Annotated in this window: 23 protein-coding genes and 3 pseudogenes; 15 read left to right on the plus strand and 11 right to left on the minus strand. The window is 66.4% G+C overall.

The window, feature by feature from the left end; genetic code table 11:
• Nucleotides 1–35: 35 nt before the first annotated feature.
• From FHX52_RS22090 to FHX52_RS22135, 10 genes are all read left to right on the plus strand, one after another.
• Nucleotides 36–209: a Flp family type IVb pilin gene (locus FHX52_RS22090; protein WP_141824485.1), complete on the plus strand. Its 174-nt coding sequence runs from the start codon at nucleotides 36–38 to the stop codon at nucleotides 207–209.
• A 150-nt stretch (nucleotides 210–359) separates the two neighbouring features.
• Nucleotides 360–527 (plus strand): Flp family type IVb pilin, encoded by a 168-nt coding sequence (locus FHX52_RS22095; protein ID WP_141824486.1) that lies wholly within the window; start codon nucleotides 360–362, stop codon nucleotides 525–527.
• A gap of 167 nt (nucleotides 528–694) precedes the next feature.
• Nucleotides 695–862, plus strand: coding sequence for a Flp family type IVb pilin (locus FHX52_RS22100; protein ID WP_141824487.1), 168 nt, complete (start codon nucleotides 695–697; stop codon nucleotides 860–862).
• Nucleotides 863–1013: 151 nt separating this feature from the next.
• A complete protein-coding gene (locus tag FHX52_RS22105) occupies nucleotides 1014–1382 on the plus strand; it encodes a TadE family protein (protein ID WP_185747430.1) in 369 nt (122 codons plus the stop codon).
• A complete protein-coding gene (locus FHX52_RS24790) occupies nucleotides 1370–2701 on the plus strand; it encodes a pilus assembly protein TadG-related protein (RefSeq protein ID WP_141824489.1) in 1332 nt (443 codons plus the stop codon). The genes FHX52_RS22105 and FHX52_RS24790 overlap by 13 nt, the downstream gene beginning before the upstream one ends.
• A gap of 17 nt (nucleotides 2702–2718) precedes the next feature.
• Entirely contained in the window at nucleotides 2719–3495 is a 777-nt protein-coding gene (gene cpaB / locus FHX52_RS22115; protein WP_141824490.1) for a Flp pilus assembly protein CpaB, read from the plus strand.
• Entirely contained in the window at nucleotides 3492–4664 is a 1173-nt protein-coding gene (locus FHX52_RS22120) for a CpaE/TadZ family protein (RefSeq protein WP_141824491.1), read from the plus strand. Before cpaB ends, FHX52_RS22120 begins: the two co-directional genes overlap by 4 nt.
• Complete coding sequence (locus FHX52_RS22125) at nucleotides 4661–6049, plus strand: TadA family conjugal transfer-associated ATPase (protein WP_141824492.1); 1389 nt, start codon at nucleotides 4661–4663, stop codon at nucleotides 6047–6049. The genes FHX52_RS22120 and FHX52_RS22125 overlap by 4 nt, the downstream gene beginning before the upstream one ends.
• Nucleotides 6046–8025, plus strand: coding sequence for a type II secretion system F family protein (locus FHX52_RS22130; RefSeq protein ID WP_246070328.1), 1980 nt, complete (start codon nucleotides 6046–6048; stop codon nucleotides 8023–8025). Before FHX52_RS22125 ends, FHX52_RS22130 begins: the two co-directional genes overlap by 4 nt.
• 4 nt (nucleotides 8026–8029) lie before the next feature.
• On the plus strand, nucleotides 8030–8947 hold the full coding sequence (locus FHX52_RS22135; RefSeq protein WP_141824494.1) for a type II secretion system F family protein: 918 nt from the start codon (nucleotides 8030–8032) through the stop codon (nucleotides 8945–8947).
• Nucleotides 8948–8967: 20 nt separating this feature from the next.
• On the opposite strand, the gene FHX52_RS22140 is transcribed toward FHX52_RS22135, so the two are convergent.
• Nucleotides 8968–10455 carry a hypothetical protein gene (locus FHX52_RS22140; protein ID WP_141824495.1) on the minus strand — a complete coding sequence of 496 codons (1488 nt, stop codon included), beginning with the start codon at nucleotides 10453–10455 and terminating at the stop codon, nucleotides 8968–8970.
• Nucleotides 10456–11049: 594 nt separating this feature from the next.
• On the opposite strand from FHX52_RS22140, the pseudogene FHX52_RS22145 reads away from it, so the two are divergent.
• Nucleotides 11050–12102: pseudogene (locus tag FHX52_RS22145) on the plus strand (IS1634 family transposase); the annotation flags it as partial.
• Between the two features lie 12 nt (nucleotides 12103–12114).
• Here FHX52_RS22145 and FHX52_RS22150 read toward each other — a convergent pair.
• From FHX52_RS22150 to FHX52_RS22160, 3 genes are read right to left on the minus strand one after another with little or no spacing between them, the layout of a single operon-like run.
• Nucleotides 12115–13113: a tyrosine-type recombinase/integrase gene (locus FHX52_RS22150; protein ID WP_141824496.1), complete on the minus strand. Its 999-nt coding sequence runs from the start codon at nucleotides 13111–13113 to the stop codon at nucleotides 12115–12117.
• Entirely contained in the window at nucleotides 13113–14078 is a 966-nt protein-coding gene (locus FHX52_RS22155) for a tyrosine-type recombinase/integrase (protein WP_141824497.1), read from the minus strand. Before FHX52_RS22155 ends, FHX52_RS22150 begins: the two co-directional genes overlap by 1 nt.
• Nucleotides 14071–15009 carry a tyrosine-type recombinase/integrase gene (locus FHX52_RS22160; RefSeq protein WP_141824498.1) on the minus strand — a complete coding sequence of 313 codons (939 nt, stop codon included), beginning with the start codon at nucleotides 15007–15009 and terminating at the stop codon, nucleotides 14071–14073. The genes FHX52_RS22155 and FHX52_RS22160 overlap by 8 nt, the downstream gene beginning before the upstream one ends.
• A gap of 180 nt (nucleotides 15010–15189) precedes the next feature.
• Here FHX52_RS22160 and FHX52_RS22165 point away from each other — a divergent pair.
• A pseudogene (locus FHX52_RS22165) lies at nucleotides 15190–15549 on the plus strand (IS1634 family transposase); the annotation flags it as partial.
• 335 nt (nucleotides 15550–15884) lie between these two features.
• Here the strand turns inward: FHX52_RS22165 and FHX52_RS24190 are convergent.
• Together FHX52_RS24190 and FHX52_RS22175 are read right to left on the minus strand one after the other, a co-directional pair.
• Nucleotides 15885–16058 (minus strand): hypothetical protein, encoded by a 174-nt coding sequence (locus FHX52_RS24190; protein WP_221630684.1) that lies wholly within the window; start codon nucleotides 16056–16058, stop codon nucleotides 15885–15887.
• Nucleotides 16059–16178: 120 nt separating this feature from the next.
• Nucleotides 16179–17231: a hypothetical protein gene (locus FHX52_RS22175; protein ID WP_185747432.1), complete on the minus strand. Its 1053-nt coding sequence runs from the start codon at nucleotides 17229–17231 to the stop codon at nucleotides 16179–16181.
• A gap of 538 nt (nucleotides 17232–17769) precedes the next feature.
• Between FHX52_RS22175 and FHX52_RS22180 the strand changes: the two genes are divergently transcribed.
• Nucleotides 17770–17949 (plus strand): transposase family protein, encoded by a 180-nt coding sequence (locus FHX52_RS22180; RefSeq protein ID WP_246070378.1) that lies wholly within the window; start codon nucleotides 17770–17772, stop codon nucleotides 17947–17949.
• Here the strand turns inward: FHX52_RS22180 and FHX52_RS24795 are convergent.
• From FHX52_RS24795 to FHX52_RS22195, 3 genes and pseudogenes are all read right to left on the minus strand, one after another.
• Nucleotides 17909–18344 (minus strand): annotated as a pseudogene (locus tag FHX52_RS24795) (ISL3 family transposase); the annotation flags it as partial. The gene FHX52_RS22180 and the pseudogene FHX52_RS24795 overlap by 41 nt on opposite strands.
• A 17-nt stretch (nucleotides 18345–18361) precedes the next feature.
• Nucleotides 18362–19696, minus strand: a complete 1335-nt coding sequence (locus FHX52_RS22190) for a hypothetical protein (RefSeq protein WP_221630685.1) — start codon at nucleotides 19694–19696, stop codon at nucleotides 18362–18364.
• A 364-nt stretch (nucleotides 19697–20060) separates the two neighbouring features.
• On the minus strand, nucleotides 20061–20606 hold the full coding sequence (locus FHX52_RS22195; RefSeq protein WP_246070329.1) for an NADPH-dependent FMN reductase: 546 nt from the start codon (nucleotides 20604–20606) through the stop codon (nucleotides 20061–20063).
• Nucleotides 20607–20688: 82 nt separating this feature from the next.
• On the opposite strand from FHX52_RS22195, the gene FHX52_RS22200 reads away from it, so the two are divergent.
• Nucleotides 20689–21324, plus strand: a complete 636-nt coding sequence (locus tag FHX52_RS22200) for a class I SAM-dependent methyltransferase (protein ID WP_185747433.1) — start codon at nucleotides 20689–20691, stop codon at nucleotides 21322–21324.
• A 91-nt stretch (nucleotides 21325–21415) separates the two neighbouring features.
• Here FHX52_RS22200 and FHX52_RS22205 read toward each other — a convergent pair whose 3' ends face one another.
• Both FHX52_RS22205 and FHX52_RS22210 read right to left on the minus strand, forming a co-directional pair.
• Nucleotides 21416–21949 carry a peptidase gene (locus tag FHX52_RS22205; RefSeq protein WP_141824504.1) on the minus strand — a complete coding sequence of 178 codons (534 nt, stop codon included), beginning with the start codon at nucleotides 21947–21949 and terminating at the stop codon, nucleotides 21416–21418.
• A 420-nt stretch (nucleotides 21950–22369) separates the two neighbouring features.
• Complete coding sequence (locus tag FHX52_RS22210; RefSeq protein ID WP_141824505.1) at nucleotides 22370–22756, minus strand: hypothetical protein; 387 nt, start codon at nucleotides 22754–22756, stop codon at nucleotides 22370–22372.
• 58 nt (nucleotides 22757–22814) lie between these two features.
• On the opposite strand from FHX52_RS22210, the gene FHX52_RS22215 reads away from it, so the two are divergent.
• Nucleotides 22815–24047, plus strand: coding sequence for an HNH endonuclease signature motif containing protein (locus FHX52_RS22215; protein ID WP_141824506.1), 1233 nt, complete (start codon nucleotides 22815–22817; stop codon nucleotides 24045–24047).
• Nucleotides 24048–24061 lie beyond the last annotated feature (14 nt).

Consider the following 24061-nt stretch of genomic DNA (forward strand, 5'->3'; position numbering starts at 1 on the left):
CGGACACCCGGTGTGGCGCTCCCTAGGGTGCTCCTATGAACACTCGGAGGATCGTACGCCGTGCCCAGTGGGCAGTGCGGGAGGGCGGTGCGACAGCGGTCGAGTACGCACTCATGGCGTCGCTCGTCGCCATCGTCATCATCGCAGCCGTCATCATGCTCGGCACCAATCTCAGCAACTTCTTCAACGACGCCGCAACCAAGGTCTGACCGGGCCGTTCGCGTCTACGCGGCGGCGCGGGGAACGGTTGAGGCCAAATATCTTCGACTCCCCAACGCGGACGCCGCCGAGGTCGTAGGTTGTGCCGTGGGGGGTGCATGGCGCACATCGGGTGGCCCTGGACGCGAAGGATGCAGAACATGACGTCGCTTGGAGCCAGCCTGAGGCGGAGTCGGCGCGAGAAGGGTGCGACGGCGGTGGAGTACGGCCTCATGGTTGCGCTCATCGCTGTTGTGATCATCGTTGCAGTGGCGCTGTTGGGGACCAACTTGAGCAGCCTCTTCAACTCGGTCGCTACCTCGATCTGAGGAGTGACGGCCGGTTCCCCACGCCCACTGGCCGAGACAGTCGCCCAGTACACGTGTCGGAACTGTCAGATTCAACCATTCGGCAGACAGGGCGGGGAGACACCTCGTACTGTCGCCGTCGTGGGAGCGACAGAGGGTGGCTCCCCGGGGACGAAAAGAGAACTTCAATGACCAGACTTGCTGCCAAGCTTCAGACGCTCCGAAGCGACAAGGGTGCGACCGCTGTCGAGTACGGGCTGATGATCGCCCTCATCGCGATCGTGATCATCGTCGCTGTGGCCCTGCTGGGCACGAACCTCAGCAGCCTTTTCAACAAGGTCGCCACCTCCGTCTGAGCTGTGGTCGGGTGTGCTCCTCGGGGGAGGGGGGCGCACCCGACGACAGGCCGTTCGCGATCAGGTTGTTGGGAGGGTGAGGATGGGCAGTCTCTGCCTGCGTTCTGTTGCAGGCCGCTGCACCAGAAGCGGAGACCGTGGAGCGACTGCCGTGGAGTTCGCCATCCTGCTCCCCCTGGTATTCCTGATCATCGCCGGAATAGTCGATTTCGGCACCGCGTTCTTCACGAAGATCGAGTTAACGAACGCTGCTCGTGAAGGTGCCCGTGCCGCCGTTATCACCGGAACGCCGGTTACGGCCGTTCAAGCCCGCGCATCAGCCGCGGCGATCGGAGTTAACGGCCTAACCGTCCCAAACCCCACCGTTTGCCCAACGCCTGCACCAAGCGATTCAGCGACGGTTCTCGTTGAAGCTACCGCGGAGTGGCGGCTCTTGAAGCCAGCACTGAATCTCTTTGGGGCGGGAAGTTCACTCCCAACAAAGTTGTCGGCGCAGGCGGTGATGAAATGCGGTGGGTGAGGTTGCGACTCGGGTATGCGTCGGATGCCCGTCGTGACAAGGGTGCGGTGGCGACCCTATTCGCGGTTCTGCTTGCCGGTGGGGTCGTCATCGGCATGTTGGCACTTACCGTTGACATTGGAGGCTTCTGGGTCGAGCGTCGCGAACTGCAGAACAGTGCCGATGCCGCATCACTGAGTTTGGCGTCGATCTGTGCCAAGAAAGCCTCCGACTGTGATCCCCTGGTTACGCCGGCATCGCTAAATCCTCTCATCAATGCCAACGCTGGCGCCGACCAGGCATCTCAATTACTGACAGATGTCTCTCCAACGATGACCAAAGGTCAGTGTGCTCGCACGCCCACAGGCTTGTCATTCCCCAACATGCCTACCTGTGAATCGGTGGGAAGCGATGCCGTGCCGAGTCAATTGAGTAAGTGCCCTGCTGTTCCGGCATGGTTGCGGGGCGCGGGAGCGGGGATACCATTTGTGGAGGTTTACACTCAAACCGAACACAACGGCTCCACTGTTCTGCCCCCGGCCTTCTCTCAAGCGCTCGTGGGTGGACCGGGTTCTCCCATGACGGTGTCGGCCTGCGCTCGAGCGGCATGGGGGCCGCCAGGCGTGCGCACCGGCTCCGTCTCAATAACGATCTCGAGTTGCGAGTGGAACACCATGACGAATGGTGGCACCTCCTACGTGAACAGTCTCCCTGTAGGCGCGTTTCCTGGGTATGGAGGATCGGGTCAGCCTCCAATGCCTAGTGCTTCGCAGGAGATAGTCATAAATCTGGCCATTCCGAATCCACCGACGCCGCCAAATCCAGACGACTTCTGTCAGGTAAATGGCAAAGATACCCCTGGAGGATTTGGATATGTCAGCCCGACGGCGCCATCTACTTGTGTTGCGGACATAACGACTGACAATTGGGTGAATATTCTCAACGGAAACAATGCTACGAACGCATGCGAGAGTGCTCTTTCGTCGCTCTACGGCAAGGTCATCCAGATTCCAGTCTATGACTGCATACTTCAATCTATGTCTGTGCCCACCGGGCCGCCACCGACTGGTCCGGGTGCGTGTCTAGGTGGTCCAGGAGCGGGTGGAGCGAAGGCCTACTACCATATTGCGGGTTGGGCCAACTTCTACCTCAGCGGCTACAAGGTCGGTGGCGGCCCTGCGTCCGAACGCGTCAGCGTCCGGACGGGTTCCCTTCCGTGTACTGGCTCGGTTCGCTGTCTCTCCGGTTGGTACGTGAAGGGTTCTCTAGACGCGACCTCGATTGCCCCGCCTAGCCCTGGAAACGACTTCGGGGCATTCACCGTCCTTCCGGCCGGATAACAAGAAAGAACTTGTTGATGAATCGACGCATTCTCGCCATTCTCGTGGCCATCGTCTTGGCCGTCGGTGGCGCAGTTCTCGTCATCATGTATGCGCAGAGTGCTGACCAGCGAGCCATAGCGGCCGCGCAGCCCACGCAGGTGTGGGTCTCAAAGAAGCTGGTCCCTGCAGGTACATCGCTCAAGGACGCGCAGCGCACGGACCTCATCGGGCAGACCCAGGTTGCGGCCTCTGCCGTGCCTGCGGGGGCCTTGACGACCATCGACGCCGACAACAACAACCTCCTCGCGCTCTCTGACATCCAGCCTGGCGAGATACTCCTGTCTGCGAGGTTTGGATCGACCCCGGTCGGTGCCAAGGCGATCGAGGTGCCCTCCGGAATGCTGGCAATGTCCGTCGAGTTGAGCGACCCTGCGAGGGTGGGGAAGTTCGTCACGCCCGGTTCGCACATCGCGATCTACCAGTCGTACAAGATCAAGGATCTTCGAGACACGCCTGAGGCCAAGCTCATCAACGAGAACGACATCAACGGGACCAGCGTCCTGCTGCCCGACCTGCTCGTCATCGGCATGGGGGAGACTCCTTTGGCCGCACCCACCAAGACCGATGGAACAACCCCGGAGACGCAGGCAGCGAGCTTCCTCGTCACGGTCGCCGTGGCACCCGGTGATGCCCCTGTGTTGGTCCACGGCGTCAACAACCGCAAGCTCTACGCCGGGCTCCGCGGCTCTGACGTGAAGATTGACAAGAACCAGCAGGTCACCGACCTGAACTCCGTGGTGGGCGGGTCATGACGATCCTATGGGACCACGACCCGGGGGCCCTTGAGACGTACGCGTTCGCGTTGGGGAGTGGTGTCGAACAGATTCAAGCCGGCCCTCGAATCAGTCGCGCGTTGGGCGAGGACGGCTCGCACACGCTAGTCGTCATCGGTCCCGATATCCCACTGGAGTCGGCCTGTGACCTCGCCGAGCAGGAGAGGGTCGACCGTCCAGAGCTGGGTGTGATCCTCCTGCGACACCGCCTGGACGTGAACGCCTTGGCCCAGGCCCTTCGCAGTGGCGTCCGGGAGGTGGTTCAGGCCGATGACCTGCCAGCCTTGGCCGATGCCGTCCGTCGAAGTGAAGCGCTGACGGTGCAGCTGGCCGGTCACAACCCGGCCGCGGCTGGTCGTGACGGGAAGGTGATCACCATCTTCTCGGCCAAGGGGGGTGTCGGAAAGACGACCCTGTCTACCAACCTCGCCGCGTACCTGGCCTCCACCGGGGCAAGGACACTTCTGGTTGACCTGGACCTCATGTTCGGTGATGTGGCGATCAGCCTGCAGCTCACCCCTCACAGCTCGGTCCGAGACGTCGTTGCGATGAGCGGACACCTCGACGTACAAGGCATTGCTTCCGTCGTTACTACGCACGAGAGCAGCGGACTCCATGTGATTGCCGCGCCACCCGATCCAGCGGACGCGGACCGCGTTCCCTCGCACGTCGTCGTGGAGCTGTTGCGAATGGCGCGAACGGCTTACGACTACGTTCTCGTCGACACTCCCCCGTCCTTCACGGAGCACGTGCTCGCGGCCTTCGATCTCAGCGACCTCACCGTTCTCATCGCGACCTTGGACATTCCTGCGATCAAGAATTTGCGCATTGCCATCAACACTCTCGACACGCTGGGCGAGGCCAAGGACGCGCGATGCATCGTGCTCAACCGAGCGGACACCAAGGTTGGGCTCAAGCCCGACGATGTTGAGTCGGCCCTCAAGGAGTCGATCGCGGCCAGCGTGCCCAACAGCCTCAGCGTCCCCTCATCGATCAACCGGGGCGTGCCCATCGTGCTCGACGACGCTCGAGGCCCCGTTGCTGTCGCGATCAGGGAGCTCGCCGACATCCAGATCCGCCAGCGCTTCGGGGAGACCTTGCCGAATGGTGCCAAGCGCAGCTTTGGTCTGCTGAGGAGCAAGCGATGAGCAACCTGGCCGACCGGCTGGAGCAGGCGCGGCAGCAGCAGGCAACCTTTGGCCAGGGCCCGGTCGCAGTTCGCAATGGGTCCGAGTCCGGGGCCGCCCGCCGCAGAGGCGGCGACCCCTTTGCGGGCGTCAAGGAGCGCGTGCACCAGGCACTGCTGGAGTCGCTGGGACCGCGTCTCTACGACCCGCACCTGTCAGAGGCCGAGCTCGCCGGCCAGGTGCGCGCGACCCTGCAACAGGTGATCGAGGCGGAGCAGACCCCGCTGTCGCATGCGGACCGGTCGAAGATCGCGCAGGACGTCTCCGACGACATCTTGGGTCACGGGCCGCTCGAGCCGTACCTTCGCGACGCAGAGGTCACTGAGATCATGGTCAACGGCGCTGACAGCATCTTTATCGAGCGCGATGGCCGGATCTTCCCTGTGGACGCCCGATTCTCGGACGAGGCCCATCTGCGTCGAACGATCGACAAGATCGTCTCCCGGGTTGGCCGCAGGATCGACGAGTCGAGCCCATTGGTGGATGCCCGACTGCCTGATGGTTCACGCGTGAACGCGGTCGTCGCTCCCATCGCGCTCGACGGGGCGATACTCACTATCCGAAAGTTCGCGGCAGATCCCTTCACTGACCGCGACCTCATCAGCTTCGGCACGATGTCAACGCAGGTACGCGACTTCTTCAGAGCGTGTGTCCTAGGGCGTCGCAACATCATCATCTCGGGAGGCACAGGTTCGGGCAAAACGACATCGCTCAACGTGCTCAGCGCCTTTCTGCCGCACGACGAGCGCATCATCACGATTGAGGACGCTGCCGAGCTCCAGCTTCACCAAGAGCACGTTCTTCGTCTCGAGGCGAGGCCTGCAAACATCGAGGGACGCGGGGCGATCTCGATTCGCGAGCTCGTCAGAAACAGCCTGCGCATGCGGCCCGATCGGATCATCGTCGGTGAGGTCCGCGACGGTGCCGCACTCGACATGCTCCAGGCAATGAACACCGGTCACGACGGATCCCTGACGACCATCCACGCCAACAGCCCTCGCGACAGCCTGTCGCGCCTGGAGACCATGGTGCTCATGGCCGGGATCGAGCTGCCGGTACGCGCGATCCGTGAGCAGGTGTCCGGTGCACTGGATCTGATCATCCAGCAGTCGCGACTCAAAGACGGGACACGTCGCATCGTCGCCGTGACTGAGGTCGTCGGGATGGAGACGGACGTCGTCACTCTTCAGGACATATATACGTTCGACTACTCCGCGGGCCGCGACGACACCGGGCGCTTCCGCGGAGGTCTGGTGCCGACCGGCATCCGCCCCAAGTTCTCGCAGGACCTTGCTGATCTGGGTGTAGAGCTGCCGAACTCGCTCTTCGCACGGACATACCTGTGAACTTGAAACGCCTTATCGTCGCAATCGGGCTGGTTGCGGGCCTGCTCCTCTTCGGGGGGGCTCCGCTGATGGCGTATGCGGACGAGCCGGTGACGATCGGCATGAGCGATGTCACCGCCAACGAGAGTGGTGTCACGGGTGTACTGACTCTGCGCAGCAAGTCTCCGACGCTTGTCGACCCCGGCTCGCTCAAGGCGACCATTGACGGCAAGGCCGCGCCCGTCTCGATCAAGCAGGCGCCCAAGCTCGAACGGCGCGCAATGATCGTCATCGACACCAGCGGCTCCATGGGGACGTCGGGAATGCAGACGGTCCGCACGGCGATGGCGCAGTACCTCAAGTCCGTTCCCGATGACGTCCTCGTCGGGGTGGCGACCTTCGCAGACACGGCCGGAGTCGACCTGGCCCCTACGGCTGACAGGGCCGCAGTTCAGCGTGTCGTCGACGGTTTGGAGGCTCGTGGCAACACCAGCCTGTATGCGGGCATGCAGAGCGCCGTCAAGGCCTTGGGGAAGAAGGGCGATCGCAGCATCGTCCTGCTCAGCGACGGAGCCGACACGGTGGCCAACAACCGGGATGCGGCATTGGCCAAGACCACTGCGGCCTTGAAGAACGCCGGGGTGCGAACCGACGTGGTCCAGTTCAAGACCACGGACCCGGACGCCGTCACATCCCTGCGCGCCTTCACTAAGGCGAATGGTGGTTCTCTCGTACCTGCGGGTGACACCGCAGCGGTCGCAGCAGCGTTCCAGCAGTCCGCCAAGGCGCTGGACTCGCAGGTGCAGTTCACTGTCCAGTCGGACAGCAAGCTGGCCGGGGCCCACGAGCTCGCCCTGTCCGGCACGGCCGGAGGGACGAACTTCAACTTCGCTCGGACCGTGACGGCAGCTGCCGCGGCCACTCCCACCCCTAAGCCGACCCCGACCGACTCTGGTGCGGCCGCCGTGGCGTTGCCCCCGGGTGGTCCGTTGCCACTCGAGAAGGTGCAACCGTGGCTCATCTGGGTAGCCGCGGCACTCGTTGCCTTGGCGCTCTTCACCGTGACTGCGACGATGATGGTCCCCACACTTCAGACGAGGCGTGAGGCCCGGGTCGCCTCCATCGAGAGCTACGTGGTGGGCAGTCGCCGATCGCGAGCAGACCGCCAGCCTCGGTCAACGCCAATCACGGAGCAGCTGGTGGCCTTCGGCGACCAGGTGATGAAGCGGCGCACCTCCACCAAGGGAACAATGGCGCTCATCGAGCGTGCGGACCTCCCCTTCCGGGCGGGAGAGTGGTTCATCCTGCAGGGTGTCTCAACCATCGTCTGCGTCGCGCTCGCCTTCGTCCTCATGCGGGATGCCTCGGGGCTCGGGCTCCTCATTGCGATCGTGATCGGCGCACTCCTTGGGCTCCTCATACCGCGAGTTGTTCTGCGGTCGATGGCCAGTCGACGGGCGAAGAAGTTCGAGCGTGTGCTGCCGGATGTCCTCACGCTCGTCGCTACGAGTCTCCGGAGCGGCTTTGGGCTCCCCCAGGCGCTCGACGCGGTGGCGCGCGACGCCGCGGAGCCGGCGGCAAAGGAGTTCTCTCGCGCCCTTGCGGAGACGCGTATCGGCACCGACGTCTCTGACGCGCTCGAACACATGGCGGATCGTATGGGAAGCGTGGCGATGCGTTGGACGGTCATGGCCATCCGTATCCAACGCGACGTGGGCGGAAACCTCGCCGATACCCTGACCACCACCTCGAAGACCCTGCGGGACCGGGATTCCTTACGGCGCCTCGTGTCCACGCTGTCCGCCGAGGGCCGTCTCTCCGCCTACATCCTCATTGCGCTTCCCATCGCGATGTTCTTCTACATGACGCTGGTGAACTACGAGTACGTGAGCCTCCTTTGGACGCGCACGCTCGGACTGGTCATGCTCATCGGCGTGGGTATCTTGATGGTGATCGGGATCTTCTGGATGCGCCGAGTCGTGAAGATCGAGGTGTGAAGCCATGAATGTCATCTATGTCGCGGCGATGCTGATAGCTCTTGGACTCCTGGCAGCGGTGCTGCTTCTCTTCGCCAGTTCGAGTGGGCCGACCGGCGTCGCCAAGTCACTTTCCCTGATCGACGAGTCGGTCGGTGACCGCTCGGTCGTGCGAACTGAGCTTCCGGCGAGCGATCGGCTGGTTGCGCCGATCCTCAACAGAACCCGTCGCCTGGCCTTTGCGCTGTCTCCCAGGGACGTGGGCGAACGTCTGGCCCGTGGCCTCGATCGAGCCGGCAACCCATCTCCGTGGACGGTGGAGCGTGTCATGGGCACCAAGGGCGCAGCCCTGCTCATCGGGCTGCTCCTCGGCATCGTCTTCGGCGGGCTGTCGCTCAAGGGACTGTTCTACGCAGCCGTACTGGGCACCGCCTTCTTCTTCCTGCCCGACTTGCTGCTCTACAACGCCGCTCTACGACGACAAGAGGAAACGGCCAAAGGACTCGCGGAGGCGCTGGATATGCTCACTGTCTGCGTGGAGGCGGGGCAGGGCTTCGACGCGGCACTTGTGCAGGTCTCGCGAAACATCGACGGCCCCATCGCCGGAGAGTTCGCGCGAGTTCTCTCCGAGATCCAGATCGGCAAGTCGCGAGGAGAGGCCTTCGCGGCCCTCGGCGACCGCATCGCGACCCCAGAGGTGCGGAACTTCACATCGGCCCTCGTCCAGGCAGACCGGCTCGGCCTCCCCATCGGCGCCGTGCTGCGTGAACAGACCGCTGCCTTCCGGCTCGAGCGGAAGCAGAAGGCGGAGGAGCGCGCCCAGAAGGTGACGATCAAGATTCTCTTCCCCATGCTGCTGTGCATCTTCCCGGCGCTCATCATCGTCATCATCGGGCCCGGAGTTATTCGAATGGTGGAGGCCTTTAGTGGGGGAAACCTTTGATTTGCCCCCGGGAAATGGGGTCAGCTGCGGGCCATAAGCACCAAGTCCTTCGTGGTGGCCTCAGTTCGCCATCCGGCCCCTGAGACCACTTGCAGCGCAGGCGAGTCAGCCTTGAGAAGTGCGTAAGCGCAGCCCGTGCTGGCGACATACTGTCTCCAGTTGCTGCCGCCCGAGATGAAGTCTCGATAGGCCTCGATCTGATCGACCGAGTAGATCTCGAAACGACTGTCCATCGTAGGTCGCAGGTCCGGGTGCTCGAGGATGAGCCAGCCGCCGTACAGCAGGTCGTTGCAGACCACTGTGCCCCCGGGAAGCTTCGAGAGAGCGGGCCCCATCGCCTCCGGGCCCAGCCCTGAGTCCTGTGCCCGCACCGCAGCCGTCAGCCCGGCCACTCCGAGCGCGAGCAGAACTAAGCCAGTCGTGACCAGGATCTCGGTGCGTGCTACTCGCTCCCTGGCCATGCCGGTCAGGCCGTGCAGCGCCCCGGCTGCCATGGGTGCGGCAATCACGGCTGCTAGACCGATGGTTCGCACGTAGGTCAGGGCAAGGGCGAGCGCCATGAGGCACAACAGCAGGTGCGCCCATCGGCGCGACCGCGGCGGCCTCCACGCTCCCACCGTCGCGAGGACCAACAGAGCCAGGGTGACTAGGAGATGAGGGTCCGTGCGTGCGGGAGGCTGCCACTCAGTGATGAACTGCGTGACCTCGTGGACTTGAAAGGGTGAGGCCAGCAGCCGGGGGCCGACGGGTGTCAACGCCCCCACGGACAAGCTGCCCAGGACGACGAGCGCTAGGCGGGTCAGGTCTCGCCCCCTGACCCCCCGCCCAGCCCAGAGCCCGAGCACAGCGGCACTGCCGATGCCGGCGGAGAGGAACCACAGGCCGTGGGAGCATGCCCAGAGCCACGTCAGAGGGATGAGCCACCATCGGGGCCGGTGGTCGTCGATCGATCGAAGCCAAGCGTGGGTGGTCACCGCAGCGAGCGCGAAGCTCGCCAGCTGCGGTCGGGGTGACAGGCTCGCCGAGAGGGCGAAGAAGGCGGCCATCGTGATCACCGCCGCCGTCAGCATCGATGACCGTGCGCGACATGTCGCCCACACCACGAGCAGGACGCCGACGCTGGCGATGATGAAGAGCCACACCACAGCCGCATAGCCGCCAAGTCGATAGGCAGCGCTCATGGCGAGCTCGGGAAGCCACTGGTTGAGGATCCAGGGCTGGGTGCTCGAGGCGCTCCATGGGTCCGTCGTCACGAAGTCCCATGTGTGCGCCAGACGAGCGCCCGCCGCGATGTGCCAGAAGCTGTCGGGGTCGCGTAAGGGCTCCACCACGCGTATCGCCACAAAGACCACCAGTACGCCGATCAAGCTCACTCGCAACCAGCGAGGGAGTGTGGAGGCGTTGCCCTCGGCGGTGCTCTGACCCGCGGTCACTTGGCGATCACGCTTGAGCAGGCTCTGCCGCGAGCTGTCGTGGGCCGTGTCTTCAAGCGTTGCATTGGGATCCATCAATAGTGATTGTGGCCTGTTCATCACACCGAGCGGGTCGTTGATTCCCCGGGTAGACCACCCACTTCCGCGAAGTTCGGGGACCCTCGTGTACCTTGCCCGCTCGGTGACACCTCCTCAAGCGTAGAGGGGATCAGTCGCCAGTGAGCAGGGCATCGCCGACGCGTCGGCGCTGTTAGCCCCGGTCATTCATGGGCGGTGGGCTTGTCGCGAGGTGGGTGGTGGGGGCTCGTTGCGTGGTGACCGGGCGGGAGGCGTGCGGGAGTGCCGCGTGGCGCTGCGGTGCGGGTCTCCGGGACGTGCTGTGGTCGAGGGTCGGGGGTCGGGGTCGATCACTCAGGTCGGTGCCGGGATCGCCGTGATCCGCTTGAAGGTGGCCGCGATCTGCTTGGCCCAGGGCAGGTTTGTGGGATCCGGAGCCGGCGGGCTCGGCCGCCGCGGGTGAGCCGGGCGGGCACGTGCAGCAGCCGGTAGCGCAGCGCTTTGGGCTCGCACTCCTTCAACGCCTCGGTGCAGGGGCTGGCCGCGCCGGCCGGAGAGCCCGCCCTGTTCACGGCAGGGCAGGAGCCCCCGTCGGTGGTCGGCCGTGACGGCCCGGGTCGGGTCGTGGGCACCGACTCGCGGGTCCTGTTCGACGCTCTCACAACGGTTTTCACGGACCTGGGGTTCGACGCGCTCGGGGACGCGGTGTTCCGCGACCTGGTGCTCGCCCGGGTCGTCGAGTCGACCTCGCTGCTCGACTCCGGACGGGTGCTGAATGACCTGGGCCGGGCGCCGGCGAGCTACGCGACGATGAAACGCACCCTCGCCCGAGCCGGGATCGGCAACTACCGCGACCAGGTCGCCGCGGCGTGCTTCGCTCACGCCAGCGCCAGCGGCGACATCTCCCTCGTTCTATACGACGTCACGACGCTCTACTTCGAGGCGGAGGAGGAGGACGACCTGCGCAAGGTCGGCTACTCGAAGGAGCGCCGGGTCGACCCGCAAGTCGTCGTCGGCCTGCTGGTCGACCGTGGCGGGTTCCCGCTCGAGATCGGCTGCTTCGAGGGCAATCGCGCCGAGACGGCCACGATCATCCCGATCATCCGGCAGTTCCAGGCCCGCCACCGGCTGGCCGACATGGTCGTGGTCGCCGACGCGGGAATGCTGTCCGCGAGCAACCTGCGCGAGCTCGACGAGGCGAACCTGCGGTTCATCGTCGGCTCCCGCGTCACGAAGGCCCCGATCGACCTCGCCAGCCACTTCCGTTGGCACGGCGACGCGTTCACCGACGGGCAGCTCATCGACACGATCACCTCCAAGACCGGGCACAAGAGCGAGAACAACCCGCGGCTGCGGGCCGAGCCGGTGTGGGACCCAACCGCGCATTCCGGCTCGTGGCGGGCGGTGTGGGCCTACTCCCAGAAGCGGGCGGTCCGCGACGGCAAGACCCTGACCCTGCAGGAGAACCGGGCCCGGGCGGTCATCGACGGGCAGAAGAGCGCCCGCACCCCGCGGTTCGTCAAGACCGCACGCGGCGCCCGGAGCCTCGACGAGGCGTCCCTGGCCCGGGCCCGCTCGCTGGTCGGGCTCAAGGGTTATGCCGATGTCGGGGTTATGCCGACAGAGGGCTCAGGATCGTTGGTGGCGGCCGTGGCCGAGTTGTGGTCATCGGCATAATCACAGGCTCTTGAGCCAGGCGAGCAGCGGGTCGTCCGGGTGGTACTCGCCTGCGGGTATGTCGGGATGCCGAGTGCGTTCGAGCGCGGCCCGTTTGATGTTCAGGTCGGCGTGCAGGTACATGCTTGTCGTCGCGATGGACTCATGACCGAGCCACAGGGCGATGACGGCGGCATCGATCCCTGCCTCGAGGAATCGCATGGCCGCCGTGTGCCGCAGAGTGTGGACCGTGACGTGCTTGCCGGCCAGTTCGGGACAGCTGGCATGGGCTTTGGCCACGTATAGCGAGAGTCGTTGCTGCACCGCGTCAGGCGACAGTGCTCGGCCCTGTGTCGTCGGGAAGAGCGCGTCACCTGGACGTGCCTGCCGTTCGTGGAGGTACCCGGTCAGCACGGCGGCGGTCGCTGTTGTCAGTGGTGTGGTGCGCCTCTTGCGGCCCTTGCCGGTGCAGGCGACATGGGGGCCGGCGCCGAGGTGGAGGCTGACGGTGCGCAGTCCGGTGAGCTCGCTGAGCCGCAGCCCGGTTTGCGCGGCGAGGGTGAACATCGCCCGGTCCCTTCGACCGGTCCAGGTGTCGGTGCCGATCGCGTCCAGCAGCGCCTGGGCCTCGAGGTTGGTCAGGAACGTCGGCTGCGGCTTGGGTTTCTTCTTGACCGGGATGGCGTGGATCCGGGCGGCGGCGTCCAAATGCTCGGGCGACCTGGTGGCGTGGAACGCCATCACGGACTTGATCGCGGCCAGCCGCAGGTTCCTGGTCGCCGCGCTGTTGCCCCGCGAGGTTTCCAGGTACTCAAGGAACGCGAGCACTGAAGCGGCGTCGACGTCGGTGACAGCGAGCTGGTGAGCGGGCACGTGACGGGCCTCGGCCAGGTAACGCAGGAAGAGCCGCCACGTGTCGCGGTAGGTGCGGATCGTCGCATCGCTCATGGCGCGCTGGGTGATCAGGTACGCGGTGAAGTACTCGTGCAGCACCGGCGCGAGCAGAGTCGTGACGGCCATCACGGCTCCTCGCTTTCGAGCTCGTGATCGTCGAGGCCGGGCTCGAGCCGTAGGGCCGCGAGGGCTGCGACCTCGGGCGCCGCTTGCAGGTACCAGTAGGTGTCCGCCGGGTTGGCGTGCCCGAGCCAGACCGACAACAGGGCCAGCGTCCTGGCGGGGTCGCGTCCTTGTCGGTACGCGTCGATCATGGACTGGGTCGCGAACGCGTGGCGCAGGTCGTGCTGGCGTGGCCGGGCCCCAGCCCGTGGTGGCAGGGCGACGCGCTGGGTCATCTGGTGGAAGGCGCCCTGCGCGGTCCGGTAGGCCAGGGCGCTGCCCTTGAACGTGACGAAGACTGGTCGGTCCGGCGCGGTCCCGAGCCGGTGGCGCACCGGCAGGTGCAGGTAGCCGGTGATCGCTTGACGGGAGGTCTCCTCGAGCAGGACGACGCGTTGCCGGCCGTACTTGGCCTGCGTGATGACGATGATCCCCTCGTCCAGGTTGAGCTCGCCAATGGTGAGCCGGAGCGCCTCCCCGATCCGCATCCCCGTGACCGCCAGCAGCCCGGTCAAGGTCTTCAAGGTGGCCGCCTTGAGCGGCGTGAACAGGTCATCGGCGGCCGTCATCAGCGCTCGGATGTCCGCGCCGGTGTACAGGTATGGCGTCGCGCGCCGGGACCCGCCGACTCCTTGACGGACGGCCGGCACGTCGACCGGCAGGCCGGACCCAGCCAGGAAAGTCGCGAACTGCCGGACGGCGGACAGCCGGTCTGAGAGCCACCCCGGGGACCCTCCGACCGGCGCGTGTGACCACGTCAGGGCCTGACCGTTCGTGAACAACCGGCCCTCGCCTCGGTCGGCGGCGGATGGGGGCAGGGAGGCGACGAACTGGGTGAGCAGGTGTTCGACCTTCGGGTTCGGCTGGAACCCCCGCGCCGCGCGGAAGGCCATGTACTCGCCGACCAGAACGGTCAGGTCGTCAGTCATCGCCGGTCTCCGTCGGCCACGGCCGGGCCAGCACCGCCAACGAGTTCAGGTCGAACGACGCGTAGGTCATGGTGACCTGGGCGGTGCTGTGGCCGAGCAGCTCACCGACCTCGACCAGCGTGCCGCCCGCGGCAAGCACGGCGCGGGCCGCGGAGTGGCGCAGCCGGTGGGCGTGTACCGTCCCCAGTCCTGCGGCAGCGGCATGCCGGGACACGACCTCGGTCACCGCGCACCTGGTCATCGGCTTGGGCTCGCCGCGGACCTGCAGGAACACCTCGCGGTACCCGACAGTCGTCGCGCGCCGCTGCAGGTAGTCGACGAGGGCTTGGCCGACGTCGTGCGGGATCGGCAGGGTCAGCCTGCCCCCGCCCTTGACCGTCGCGGTGAAGGTCCCCGCGTGCCAATCGATGTCGTCCAGTCGCAACCCGGCGGCCTCACCCGCGCGCAGCCCCAGCCGGGACAGCAGCAACAGCAGCGCGTAGTCCCGAACGCCCGTGAGCGTCCGGCGATCCGGGCTGGCCAGCAACCGCCGCAGCTGCTCGGCAGTAAGCGCCTCGGGCAACTTGCCCGACCGGTGGGTCACCACCGTCCCGACGGCGCCGGTCAGGTCACTGTCCGTCCATCCGGACATCCACGCGAACCTCAGGAACGACCTGACCGCGGTAGCGATCAGCTTCAACGACTCAGGCGCGTACCGGTCAGCACGATCCGTCACATACGACCTCACGCGCACTGCCGAAACGGCCTGCAGGTCAACGACACCCGGCCGGTTCGCCAGTTCGGACAGGAACGTCCGAACGTGACGCAGGTAGCACTCCCTCGTGGACACCGCCACCGCCTTGCCAACGGTCAGGAAGTCGCCGAACTCCCTCAACGCCTCCTCGACAGACACCCGCCGCCCGTCGGGACCTTCCACACCCTCACCGCTCATGCGGGCAACTCCTTCCTTGAGTCAGGAAGGCCAGCCTCCCGTCCCGCAGGAAGGCCCCGCGATTATGCCGACAATCCAAGCCACCACAACGCGCTCAGCAGCGACAATGCAAGCGATCCCCTGTTAGTCGGCATAACCCCGACATCGGCATAACCCTTGTTATGCCGAACTCGGGATAAGAAGGGCTACGTCAGCAACATCCCCGCCCACGACATGCCCGCCGGCGAGGTGATCGGCTCCTACCACGACCTGTGGCACGTCGAGCAGCCCTTCCGGATGAGCAAGACCGACCTGCGCGCCCGGCCGACGTTCCACCGTACCCGGGACGCGATCGAGGCGCACCTGACCATCGTGTTCACCGCGTTGGCGATCTCCCGAGAGGCGCAGGCCCGGATCGGGCTCGCGATCCGCAACGTCATCAAGCAGCTGCGGCCGCTGCGCTCAGCGACCATCGCGATCAACGGAACGCAGCAGACCTTCCACCCCGCCGACCAGCAGGCCATCCTCGACGCGATCCAAGCCAGGAAAGTCACGCACTAAGCGATTGAGCCAACTCAGGCCGTAGCCGCCTTTGAACGTGGCCGCTGCCGCCTCCTTCTCGCTGTGCGCGGTGACCAAGGTGGCGTCCACGTCGAGCACGACGACATCGCCGAGGTCGGTGTCGGCGACCCTCGAGGCCGGGACTCCGCCGGCCGTCTGCAGCTGGGACCAGACGTGCCGGCGCACCCGTGCCCGGGCCGTCTCGATCCGTCGGATCGCGGCGGGGGTCAGCTCGTCCAGTGCCCGCCACGCCGTCGGCGCTGACGCGACCGGCCCCAGCACCGCGCCTTGGTGGCGCAACACGTCGATGTCGGCAATGGCCTCCCCGCCGTCGGCTAGCAGGACCGCGACACCGGGCGGAAGCCGACCCGGGCGGTCGCCGGCGACAGCTGCTGGGTCAGCCCGACCCGGTCCGCGAGGAGCCGCGTGGCGACACTGCCCGCGTGCCCGAGCACCCCGGTCCCGTTGGCCGTGACGGACAACCCGGATGACCAGGTCGTATGCTCCACCTGCGAAGTGCCTTCCCATCGAGCTTACTGAACCGTCGAGAAGTCCAGTATCTCGTTGTGTGACAGGCACTTTCGCGCGTCCCGGGCTCGTGTCAGATCACGACACGTGAACGATCCGGGCTAAGGAATCGGCCCAGCGTCACCCCCCACAAAGTGGGTGATCCAGTAGATGCCGAGGGCGAATCCCGCGATGCCCATTATCCCAAGCACGAAGATGCCCTTCGGACCCTTTGAGGCGAGGGGCGAAAACATGACGGCGGCCGGGAATCCGAATATGAGGTAGCGGACAATGCTTCCCGACATGTATGTCGCGATCGCGATATACAACGGGTAGGCCACCATCCAAGCCCTCAACTCGACAGGGAATGCGCGTGGGACCAAGCGGGCTGCTGCCCAAACGAGAGTGAGCGTCAGGATCGCCATAAGGATCCACCCTGGCGCCCCATAGTTGATTGCCATTGCTGCCCATGATCGCGGCTCCCCCGGCGCCGCCCAAGATGCCATTGCATTCAGATAGACATTGGGTTCGCCCGAGAGATAACCCGCTGTCACCGGCCAGACGCCGGCCAAGGCCACACAGACGGATACCAAAATGGGCGTTAACCAGCGAGCGTCGGTCACTCCTCTACGGAGCAGCACGAGGCCGTGGCCCGCTCCCATGAACGCAAATGGGATAAGAATCGGCCTACACAGCGACAGGAAAACTAGAACCAGCATCAAGCCGGCGTAGTTCCTGCGCAAGAGAAGATCAGTGGCCAAGACCAGCAGGAGCAGCGCAAGCGACTCTGTATAATCCATCTGCATGACTGGCGCGGCCATCCAAGTGCACAGAAGTGCAACGACGACGATTGCGCTGGCTCGATCGAGAGATCGCTCTAAGAGGTGAAACAGACATACCACTGCTGCGGCAGCCGCCAACACACTGACGATCGGCGCGGAGATCGAGGGGCTGATCGTGGTGGCCAAGGAGAAGAGCTTGACGAGCGACGGGTACAGCGGATAAAAAGCCCAAACTGGATCTGTTGGGTCACCGATTGGGTAACCATCTCGCGCGATTCGCGAATACTGCACACCGTCCCACCTGGCGACAAAATTGGCGTACTCTCCGTCACTTGCCATGACGAAACAGAGCGCAAAGATTCCTTGCGTCAACAGGAAGACCGATAGTGCCACACTGAGGCGACGAAACGGTTCCTTGGTTCCCCTCGCCGACCGCGTCGGTTGGCCGTGTGTCAACACAGTCGAATCATGGCCGCATCGCGACCCGCGCGCCAGGTTCTCCTCAAACCGTAGGACCAACTTCACTCCGCTGCGGCCGGCATGGTCGCCGGCGTTGGCCTGACTTGCACAGGTCGGCCGTGATCTGTCGGGTCTGCTGGCGTTTGTGCTGGTCAGGGGTGCGCGGGCTGCGAGAGATTGACACACTAATCGGGCTCTTGGGACCTGAGGTGGGAGCGGCGGTGACACGCCCGGTCTCGTGATGCGCCGAGGGAGGGGTCGAGGCCCTCAGGATCAGTAGCGACCAAGCTTCTTCTCCGCGAGGACCTCGACGATGACCGAGCCTACGGCGTGCTCTGCTGGGCGCTGCTCTTCCCCGACCGTGTACTGCGGCAACTGCGATCTGTTGGTGGGCCTGGAGGGGCTGCACGTGGTGGAGGTGGTTCAGGCCGAGGAGCATCTTCGGGTGCGGGTGGAGTCCCCGCCGGGGCCGATGGGGTGCCCGGCGTGCGGGGTGGTGGCGCTCAGCCACGGCCGGCGTGAGGTCGAGCTGATCGACGCGCCCTGCTTCGGGCGTCCCGTGCGGGTGCTATGGCGCAAGCGGACCTGGACCTGTCCCGAGCCGGCATGCGGTTGCGGAAGCCTCGGGCGACGCGTCGGTGGAGCTCGATGAGGCCGTTGATCGCTTCGGTGCCGCCGTTGTTCGCGCCGCCGGTTGTGAAGTTGGCCAGGAACGCCCCACGCCACTGGGACAACGTGCGGCCGAGCGGGCGATCTCCGGGATCGGGCACGACCGAAACGAGTCGAGGATCTTCTCGGCGACGACGCGGCCGGCGGCGTGGCTCGCTTGTGGTGGGCGGAGCGGACCTGATGGGCGCATTGGTAGGCGACCCACACCTCGTCGTGGCGCGTCGGCCGCGATCGCTGCGGCGATCCGGCCCTGCTGGCGTTCGGTGAGGTGCTCGGCGCCGGCGTGCAGGATGTTCCGGTCCGAAAGAGCGGGTCTTTCTTACGGCCGCGGTGGCCGTGGATCTCCTGCTGGACCCGACGCCGCACCTCGTCCACGGCGTGCCCGGCGAGTGTGCTCACCGCTGCGTCGGCGCGCTAAGGAGCACGTAATCGGCGCTGCGGGCTACAACTTTCCACCCTTCCTGCTTCACCAAGCCCTGAGCTGGAGGGAGGGCAACACCCAGAAGGGCGTAAGTGCATCCCGTTCGCTGAGGGTAACTCTCCCACCCCCGCCCGCCCTTCTGAAAGTCTATGTATGACGTGAAGGTGTCGAGCGAGTAGACCTCGGTCCGGCCGTCGATAGCCGGCTTCAGCTGCGGGTGCCGCCAAATCAGCCAGCCGCCCAGAGCGTACTCATTGCACAGGACAGTTCCACTCGGCAACGAATCGAGGGGGGTATTGAGGTTGTTTGCGCCGCCCTGCGGAAGAGAGGCGCGTGCTGGGCTCAGAACCGCGGCGACGGATAGCCCCAGAACAACTAGACCGACCGTCAAGGAGACTTCTTGGCGGCTTTGGGCTTCTCTGGGGAGACCGGAAGCCCGCTGGAGGACCGCCGCGGTCATCGGAGCTACGATCGCCGCACCCACGGGCACAGTGCGGACATATGCCAAGGCCAATCCGGTAGCGAGCGTGAGCAGGAGGATGTCCGTCCACGGTGCTTTGTGTAGAGAGCGCAGCCATGGCAAGAGGCATGCAGCTACCAAGACAAGAAAGGCGACGAATCCGATGTCTCCCAGCGAGGGAGGTCGCCACTCTTCAATGAACTGCGTGAAGCCCCTCACCTCAAGTGGGCTCATGAGCAGAGCGGGTCCGACCGGGGTGACCGCCGCGGCCAGCACCGACGCCACAGGGATCGAGGCAAGTCGCCAACAGTCCCGGAAAGTGGTGACTCGATCGAAGAGCATTCCGAGTAGGGCGGCGCAGCCGATCATGGGCCCGACAAACCACATCCCATGGCTGCAAGCCCAGACCCAGGACAGAAGTATCAGCCACCATCTCGGTTTCAGGTCCTTGGCCGTGTCCAGCCACGCGTTGGTGACGACGATCGTCAGGGCGAAGGTGACCAAATGAGGTCGCAGACTGAAACTGTTGCTCATCGCGAGGAACGTGCAAGTCATCACAAGTGAGGTGACAAGAAGCGAAGCGCGCTTTCTCAGGGTGGCCCACAAGACCAGGAGTATCGCGGCCGCCCCCATGGGGAGGAGCCACGCCACGGCCGGAAGTCCACCGGCCTGCTGGGCCCAACTCATCAGGATTTCAGCCAGCCACTCATGCAGTCGCCACGTTTGCGTCGACTGCGCGCTCCACGGGTCGGGGCCATTGAAGGACCAAGTCGCCCGCAAATAGTCGCCAGCTGCAAGGTGCCAGAAGGTGTCAGGGTCCGAGATGGGCTTCAGTGACACAAGGGTCATGGCAAGGATCAGTACCCCTGGAAGGCTACGTCGCAACACCAGAGGCAGAGCGCTGTTTCGTCCCGCCGAGATCTCTTGGGCCGTGTCAGGTGTCCCTTCTAGGCCACCCGCGAGTTGCCCGTGTCCCGCCGACGCGTGGGCTGAATTGGCCGTCACCCCGCGATCATGCCCGAAGCGATCCTTCGCGACGTGTTTTTGCAGCGTCCATGGTCACCTGAGGCCAAAGTTGCTGGCCGTTCCCTCACCCGATGCGTCGCGGCCCAATGTGTCGACGTGGCAGCGGTAAGCTGCCCGGACCTCGGGCAAAGAGGTTTGCCGCCCGCGGTGGACGCGGACGGCATACCTCAGCGGTTGAGGTGAGCGGTCAGGCGGTGGCGCCGACGGGCTCGTCAGCGCGCGACGCGAGGGCGTCGAACAGCGCGGCCAGCTCTCCCCGACGCTCGTCGCCCACGGTGAGCTCGCCGTCGGGGTTGACGTCCTGGGTGAAGACGAGGCCTGTCGAGCCGACGACGTCGGCCTTGACGTGGCCGAGCACCTTGGTGAGGTCGGCGGTCGCGTCGACGGCGCCGGTCCAGCCGTAGCCGACGAGGGCGACGGGCTTGGCGTCCCACTCGGCGAAGAGGTAGTCGATGGCGTTCTTGATCGGCGCCGGGAAGCTGCGGTTGTACTGCGGGGTCACGACCACGATGGCGTCAGACTCAAAGACCGTGGAGGCCCAGGCCAGGGTGTGCGGCTTGGCGTAGTTGCCGTTCTTGGGCATGTCCTCCTCGTCGAAGAACGGGAGGGTCGACAGGTCGACGAGCTCGACCTCCCACTCCGTGGAGGGAGCCTGCGCGGCGACCCACTCGGCGACCTTGGGGCCGATGCGGCCGGGACGGGTGCTGGACACGACGATACGTAGCTGCTTCACGATTCAACTAACTACCTCGCCCCCGCCCGCATTCCCCTGTGGGGCAACGGCGTGCAGTGACTTCGGCCACGGAGTAGCGTGGATGCTCTTGAGGCCCGAGAAGGCGGACACCGTGATCGGCAGCACCGAGACGCCCGAGTATGCCGAGCGGTTGCGCGCCCAGCGGCACGTCTGGTGGAAGCGGATCCTTCCCGTGCAGCTGCCCTACCGGATCAACGTCAGGCGTCAGCGCCTCGGCCGCACGCTCGACCTCGGCTGCGGGATCGGCCGCAACCTGTCGGCCCTGAGCCCAGGCTCACTGGGGGTCGACCACAATCCGCACTCCGTGGAGCTGGCCAGGCGCGCCGGCCTGCGCGCCATGACGGACGGAGAGTTCCTCGCCAGCGACGAGGCGAGGCCCGCGTCGTTCGACGGGCTTCTTGTCGCGCACGTCCTCGAGCACATGGACGCGGACCTTGGCCGCAAGCTGCTGCAGACCTACCTGCCCTACCTCCGCCCCGGCGGCGCGGTCTTCATCATCTGCCCGCAGGAGGCCGGCTACCACACCGATCCGACCCACGTGCAGTTCACGACGAGCGAGGACATCGAGCGGATCTGCCGCTCGGTGGGCCTCACACCAAGGCGCAGCTACAGCTTCCCGTTCCCGAGGCGGCTCGGTCGGGTCTTCGCCTACAACGAGTTCTGCGTCCGGGCGACCCTCGACGTGGCGCCTGGGTGATCGCATGGTGCTCGCACCTCTCAGCCACACGTGACGGGCGGGGAGTCTCGCGACGAGCCGGACGGCATACCCCGGTGGGGGACGAGCCCGCTCAGGACGCGATGAGCAGCGAGAGGGCTGCGGTGTCCACGTCGTCGCCGGGGTCGATGCCATCACGCGCGGCCAGCCGCGTCACGGTGCCGTGCGCGTCGGCCTCGATCCACGCGGCCCGGTGCGACAGCCCGAGGTGGGGGAGCCCGGGGAGGAAGAGGCACCCCGACGCCGTCTCGTACTCCGGCACCGACGCGTGCGTGCTCGCGGGCGGGTGGAGCACGGCGAGCCCGGGCGGCTGCTCGGTCGCGAACTGCCCCGGCTGCAAAGGGTGCTCGCCGATGAGCTGCCCCTCGGCGATGACGAGCCCGACGACGTGCTCGGGGGAGTCGTCGGGCACGGCCTCGGTGACCCGGAAGACGGTGCTGCCGGGCGGCAGCATGTGGGGGACGGCCGCCATGCGCACGGCGAGGAGGAGAACCTGGGTCCACTCGACGGTGTCGTCGGGCCAGCGCCCGAAGAGCAGGAAACCCCGCAGGCGGCCCTGGGCGCGCATCGGCGCCACCTCCACCTTGGCGTCACGGCCACGGTCCATCAGGGCCTCCCTCGCACGCGTGACGCCGAGTCCGGCCGGGCCACGTGATCACCGCGAGGTCGGGACGGATCGACAGTCACGCCTTCGTGTAGCTCTTGAGTGCAGGATGCCACCGCGACGGCCGATCTGGCGACGACTGGCCACATTTCGTTGCGTTCCCGAGTCCTCTTGTGGGGAGTGCACGCCTGACGGAGGTGATGCTCGCGCGAGGCAGATGGCCCAGCCCATGGAGGACGAGCTCGGCACGATGGCGCGCTGGACCGTCGGGGTGGTGGGCGGCTGAGTCCTTTCCACGCCGGTGCGTGAGCACGGCACCCCTTCGGTATGCCGTCCGGCCCGGTATGCCGTGGGGCCCGGTATGCCGTGAGGCTGGGGCAGTCGTGAGGCGCGGTATGCCGCATGGCTGGGTGCCGGGTGAGCTCAGGTGGCGTCGTGGTTGGAGTGGCTCGCGACCCAGGCCTCGAGGGCGGCGACTCTCGCCGTGAGCTCCTCGATGTCGGAGGGCTGCTGGGGCAGGCGCTGGAGGTAGGCGCGCTCGAGCGGTGACTCGGTGATGTCGGTGGTGCTGGGCGTCAGGCCGCGACGGATGAGGGTGCGGGCGAGCGTCGAGGGGCCGACGCCGATCTCGGTCGCGACCTCGGTGAGCTGCTCGAACTCCTCGGCGCTGAGGCGCACGGAGAGCACCTTGGCGCGTTCGATGGTGTGCGCTGCGGCGCGTGCCTCGGCGGCCGTGAGGGCGCGCGGAGGGGCAGCGGTGGTGGCGGTGGTGGTGGTGACGGGCTTGGTGGTGGTGGCGGGCTTGGCCATGGGGCTCCTTCATGTGACGGTGTCATGCGTTGTCAGTGGTCGAGTCTAGGGTGAAGTCATGGAGGTCAGCGAGCTCGTGGAGGACAGGGGCCTGGTCGGCGTGCTCCGGTTCGCTGACGAGGCGCTGCGGCTGGCCGCGGAGCGGTGTCCGACGTGGGGGTTGTCGCAAGAGCAGGTGGGTGAGGCGGTCGGGCTGGCGCAGCGGGTGCGTGACGCGGCGCAGGTGATCACGGCGGTCTCGGCGGGTGAGGCGCACTCGCGGGGGCTGGCGGCGGCGGAGGGGTTGTCGGCGGCGGACTGGTTGCGCACGCAGGCCCCGACGCTGGACCCGCGGGAGGCGCCGGGGGTGGCGAAGGTCGCGGCGGCGATGACCGAGCCGCGGTGGGCCGCGCTCGCGGCGAAGGTGACCTCGGGTGCGACCTCGGTCGCGCAGGCGGCGATGATCGTGCGGTTCCACGCCGATCTGGCCCGGATCGCGGATCCGGAGCACCTGCAGGCGGTCGTGGACGCGATGGTCGAGGTCAGTGACGTGCTCTCGGCGCGGGAGCTGGCGCGGGTGGCCGCGCACGGCCGTGCCTCGATGCGGCCGCCGGCAGACCTGGCCGACGAGGACCGGGCGATGCGGGCCGGTCGGGCGTTCAAGAAGATCGGTGAGACGGCCGGGTTCATCGACTACCTGCTGCGGCTGGACCCGGAGGCGGCCGCGGTCATCGAGGCCGCGATCGACCCGCTGGCCCGGCCCCGCCCTGACCTCGACTGGGGCGGGGACACCACGGCCGACCCGCGCCGGCCGGAGACCCGCCGCGCCGACGCGCTGCTGGAGATCGTGGGCCGGGGTGTCGCGGCGCCGGAGGGCGTGACCCGCACTCCGCGCACCCAGCTGGTCGTGACGATGACGATGGAGGCGCTGCTGGAGCGGCTGCGCGGGGCCGGGGTGTGCGACAACGACGCGGTCCTGTCACCGGCGACGGTGCGCCGCCTCGCGTGCGAGGCAGCGATCATCCCGATGGTCCTCGGCGGCCGCTCGCAGGTCCTGGACCAGGGCTACACCGAGCGGTACTTCACCCCGGCGCAGCGGCGGGCGCTGACCCGCCGTGACGGTGGCTGCACCTTCCCGGGCTGCACCGTGCCCCCGCAGTGGTGCGACGCTCACCACGTGACGCACTGGGCCGATGGTGGCCGCACCGACCTCGCCAACGGGGCCCTGCTCTGCGGGCGCCACCACACCGTCGTCCACGAGCGCGGCATGACCGCGACCGTCACCACCACCGCCGTCACCTGGCACCGCTAGCTGCCCCGCCCCGA

The sequence above is a fragment of the Humibacillus xanthopallidus genome, assembly GCF_006717145.1.
Taxonomy (GTDB): domain Bacteria; phylum Actinomycetota; class Actinomycetes; order Actinomycetales; family Dermatophilaceae; genus Humibacillus; species Humibacillus xanthopallidus.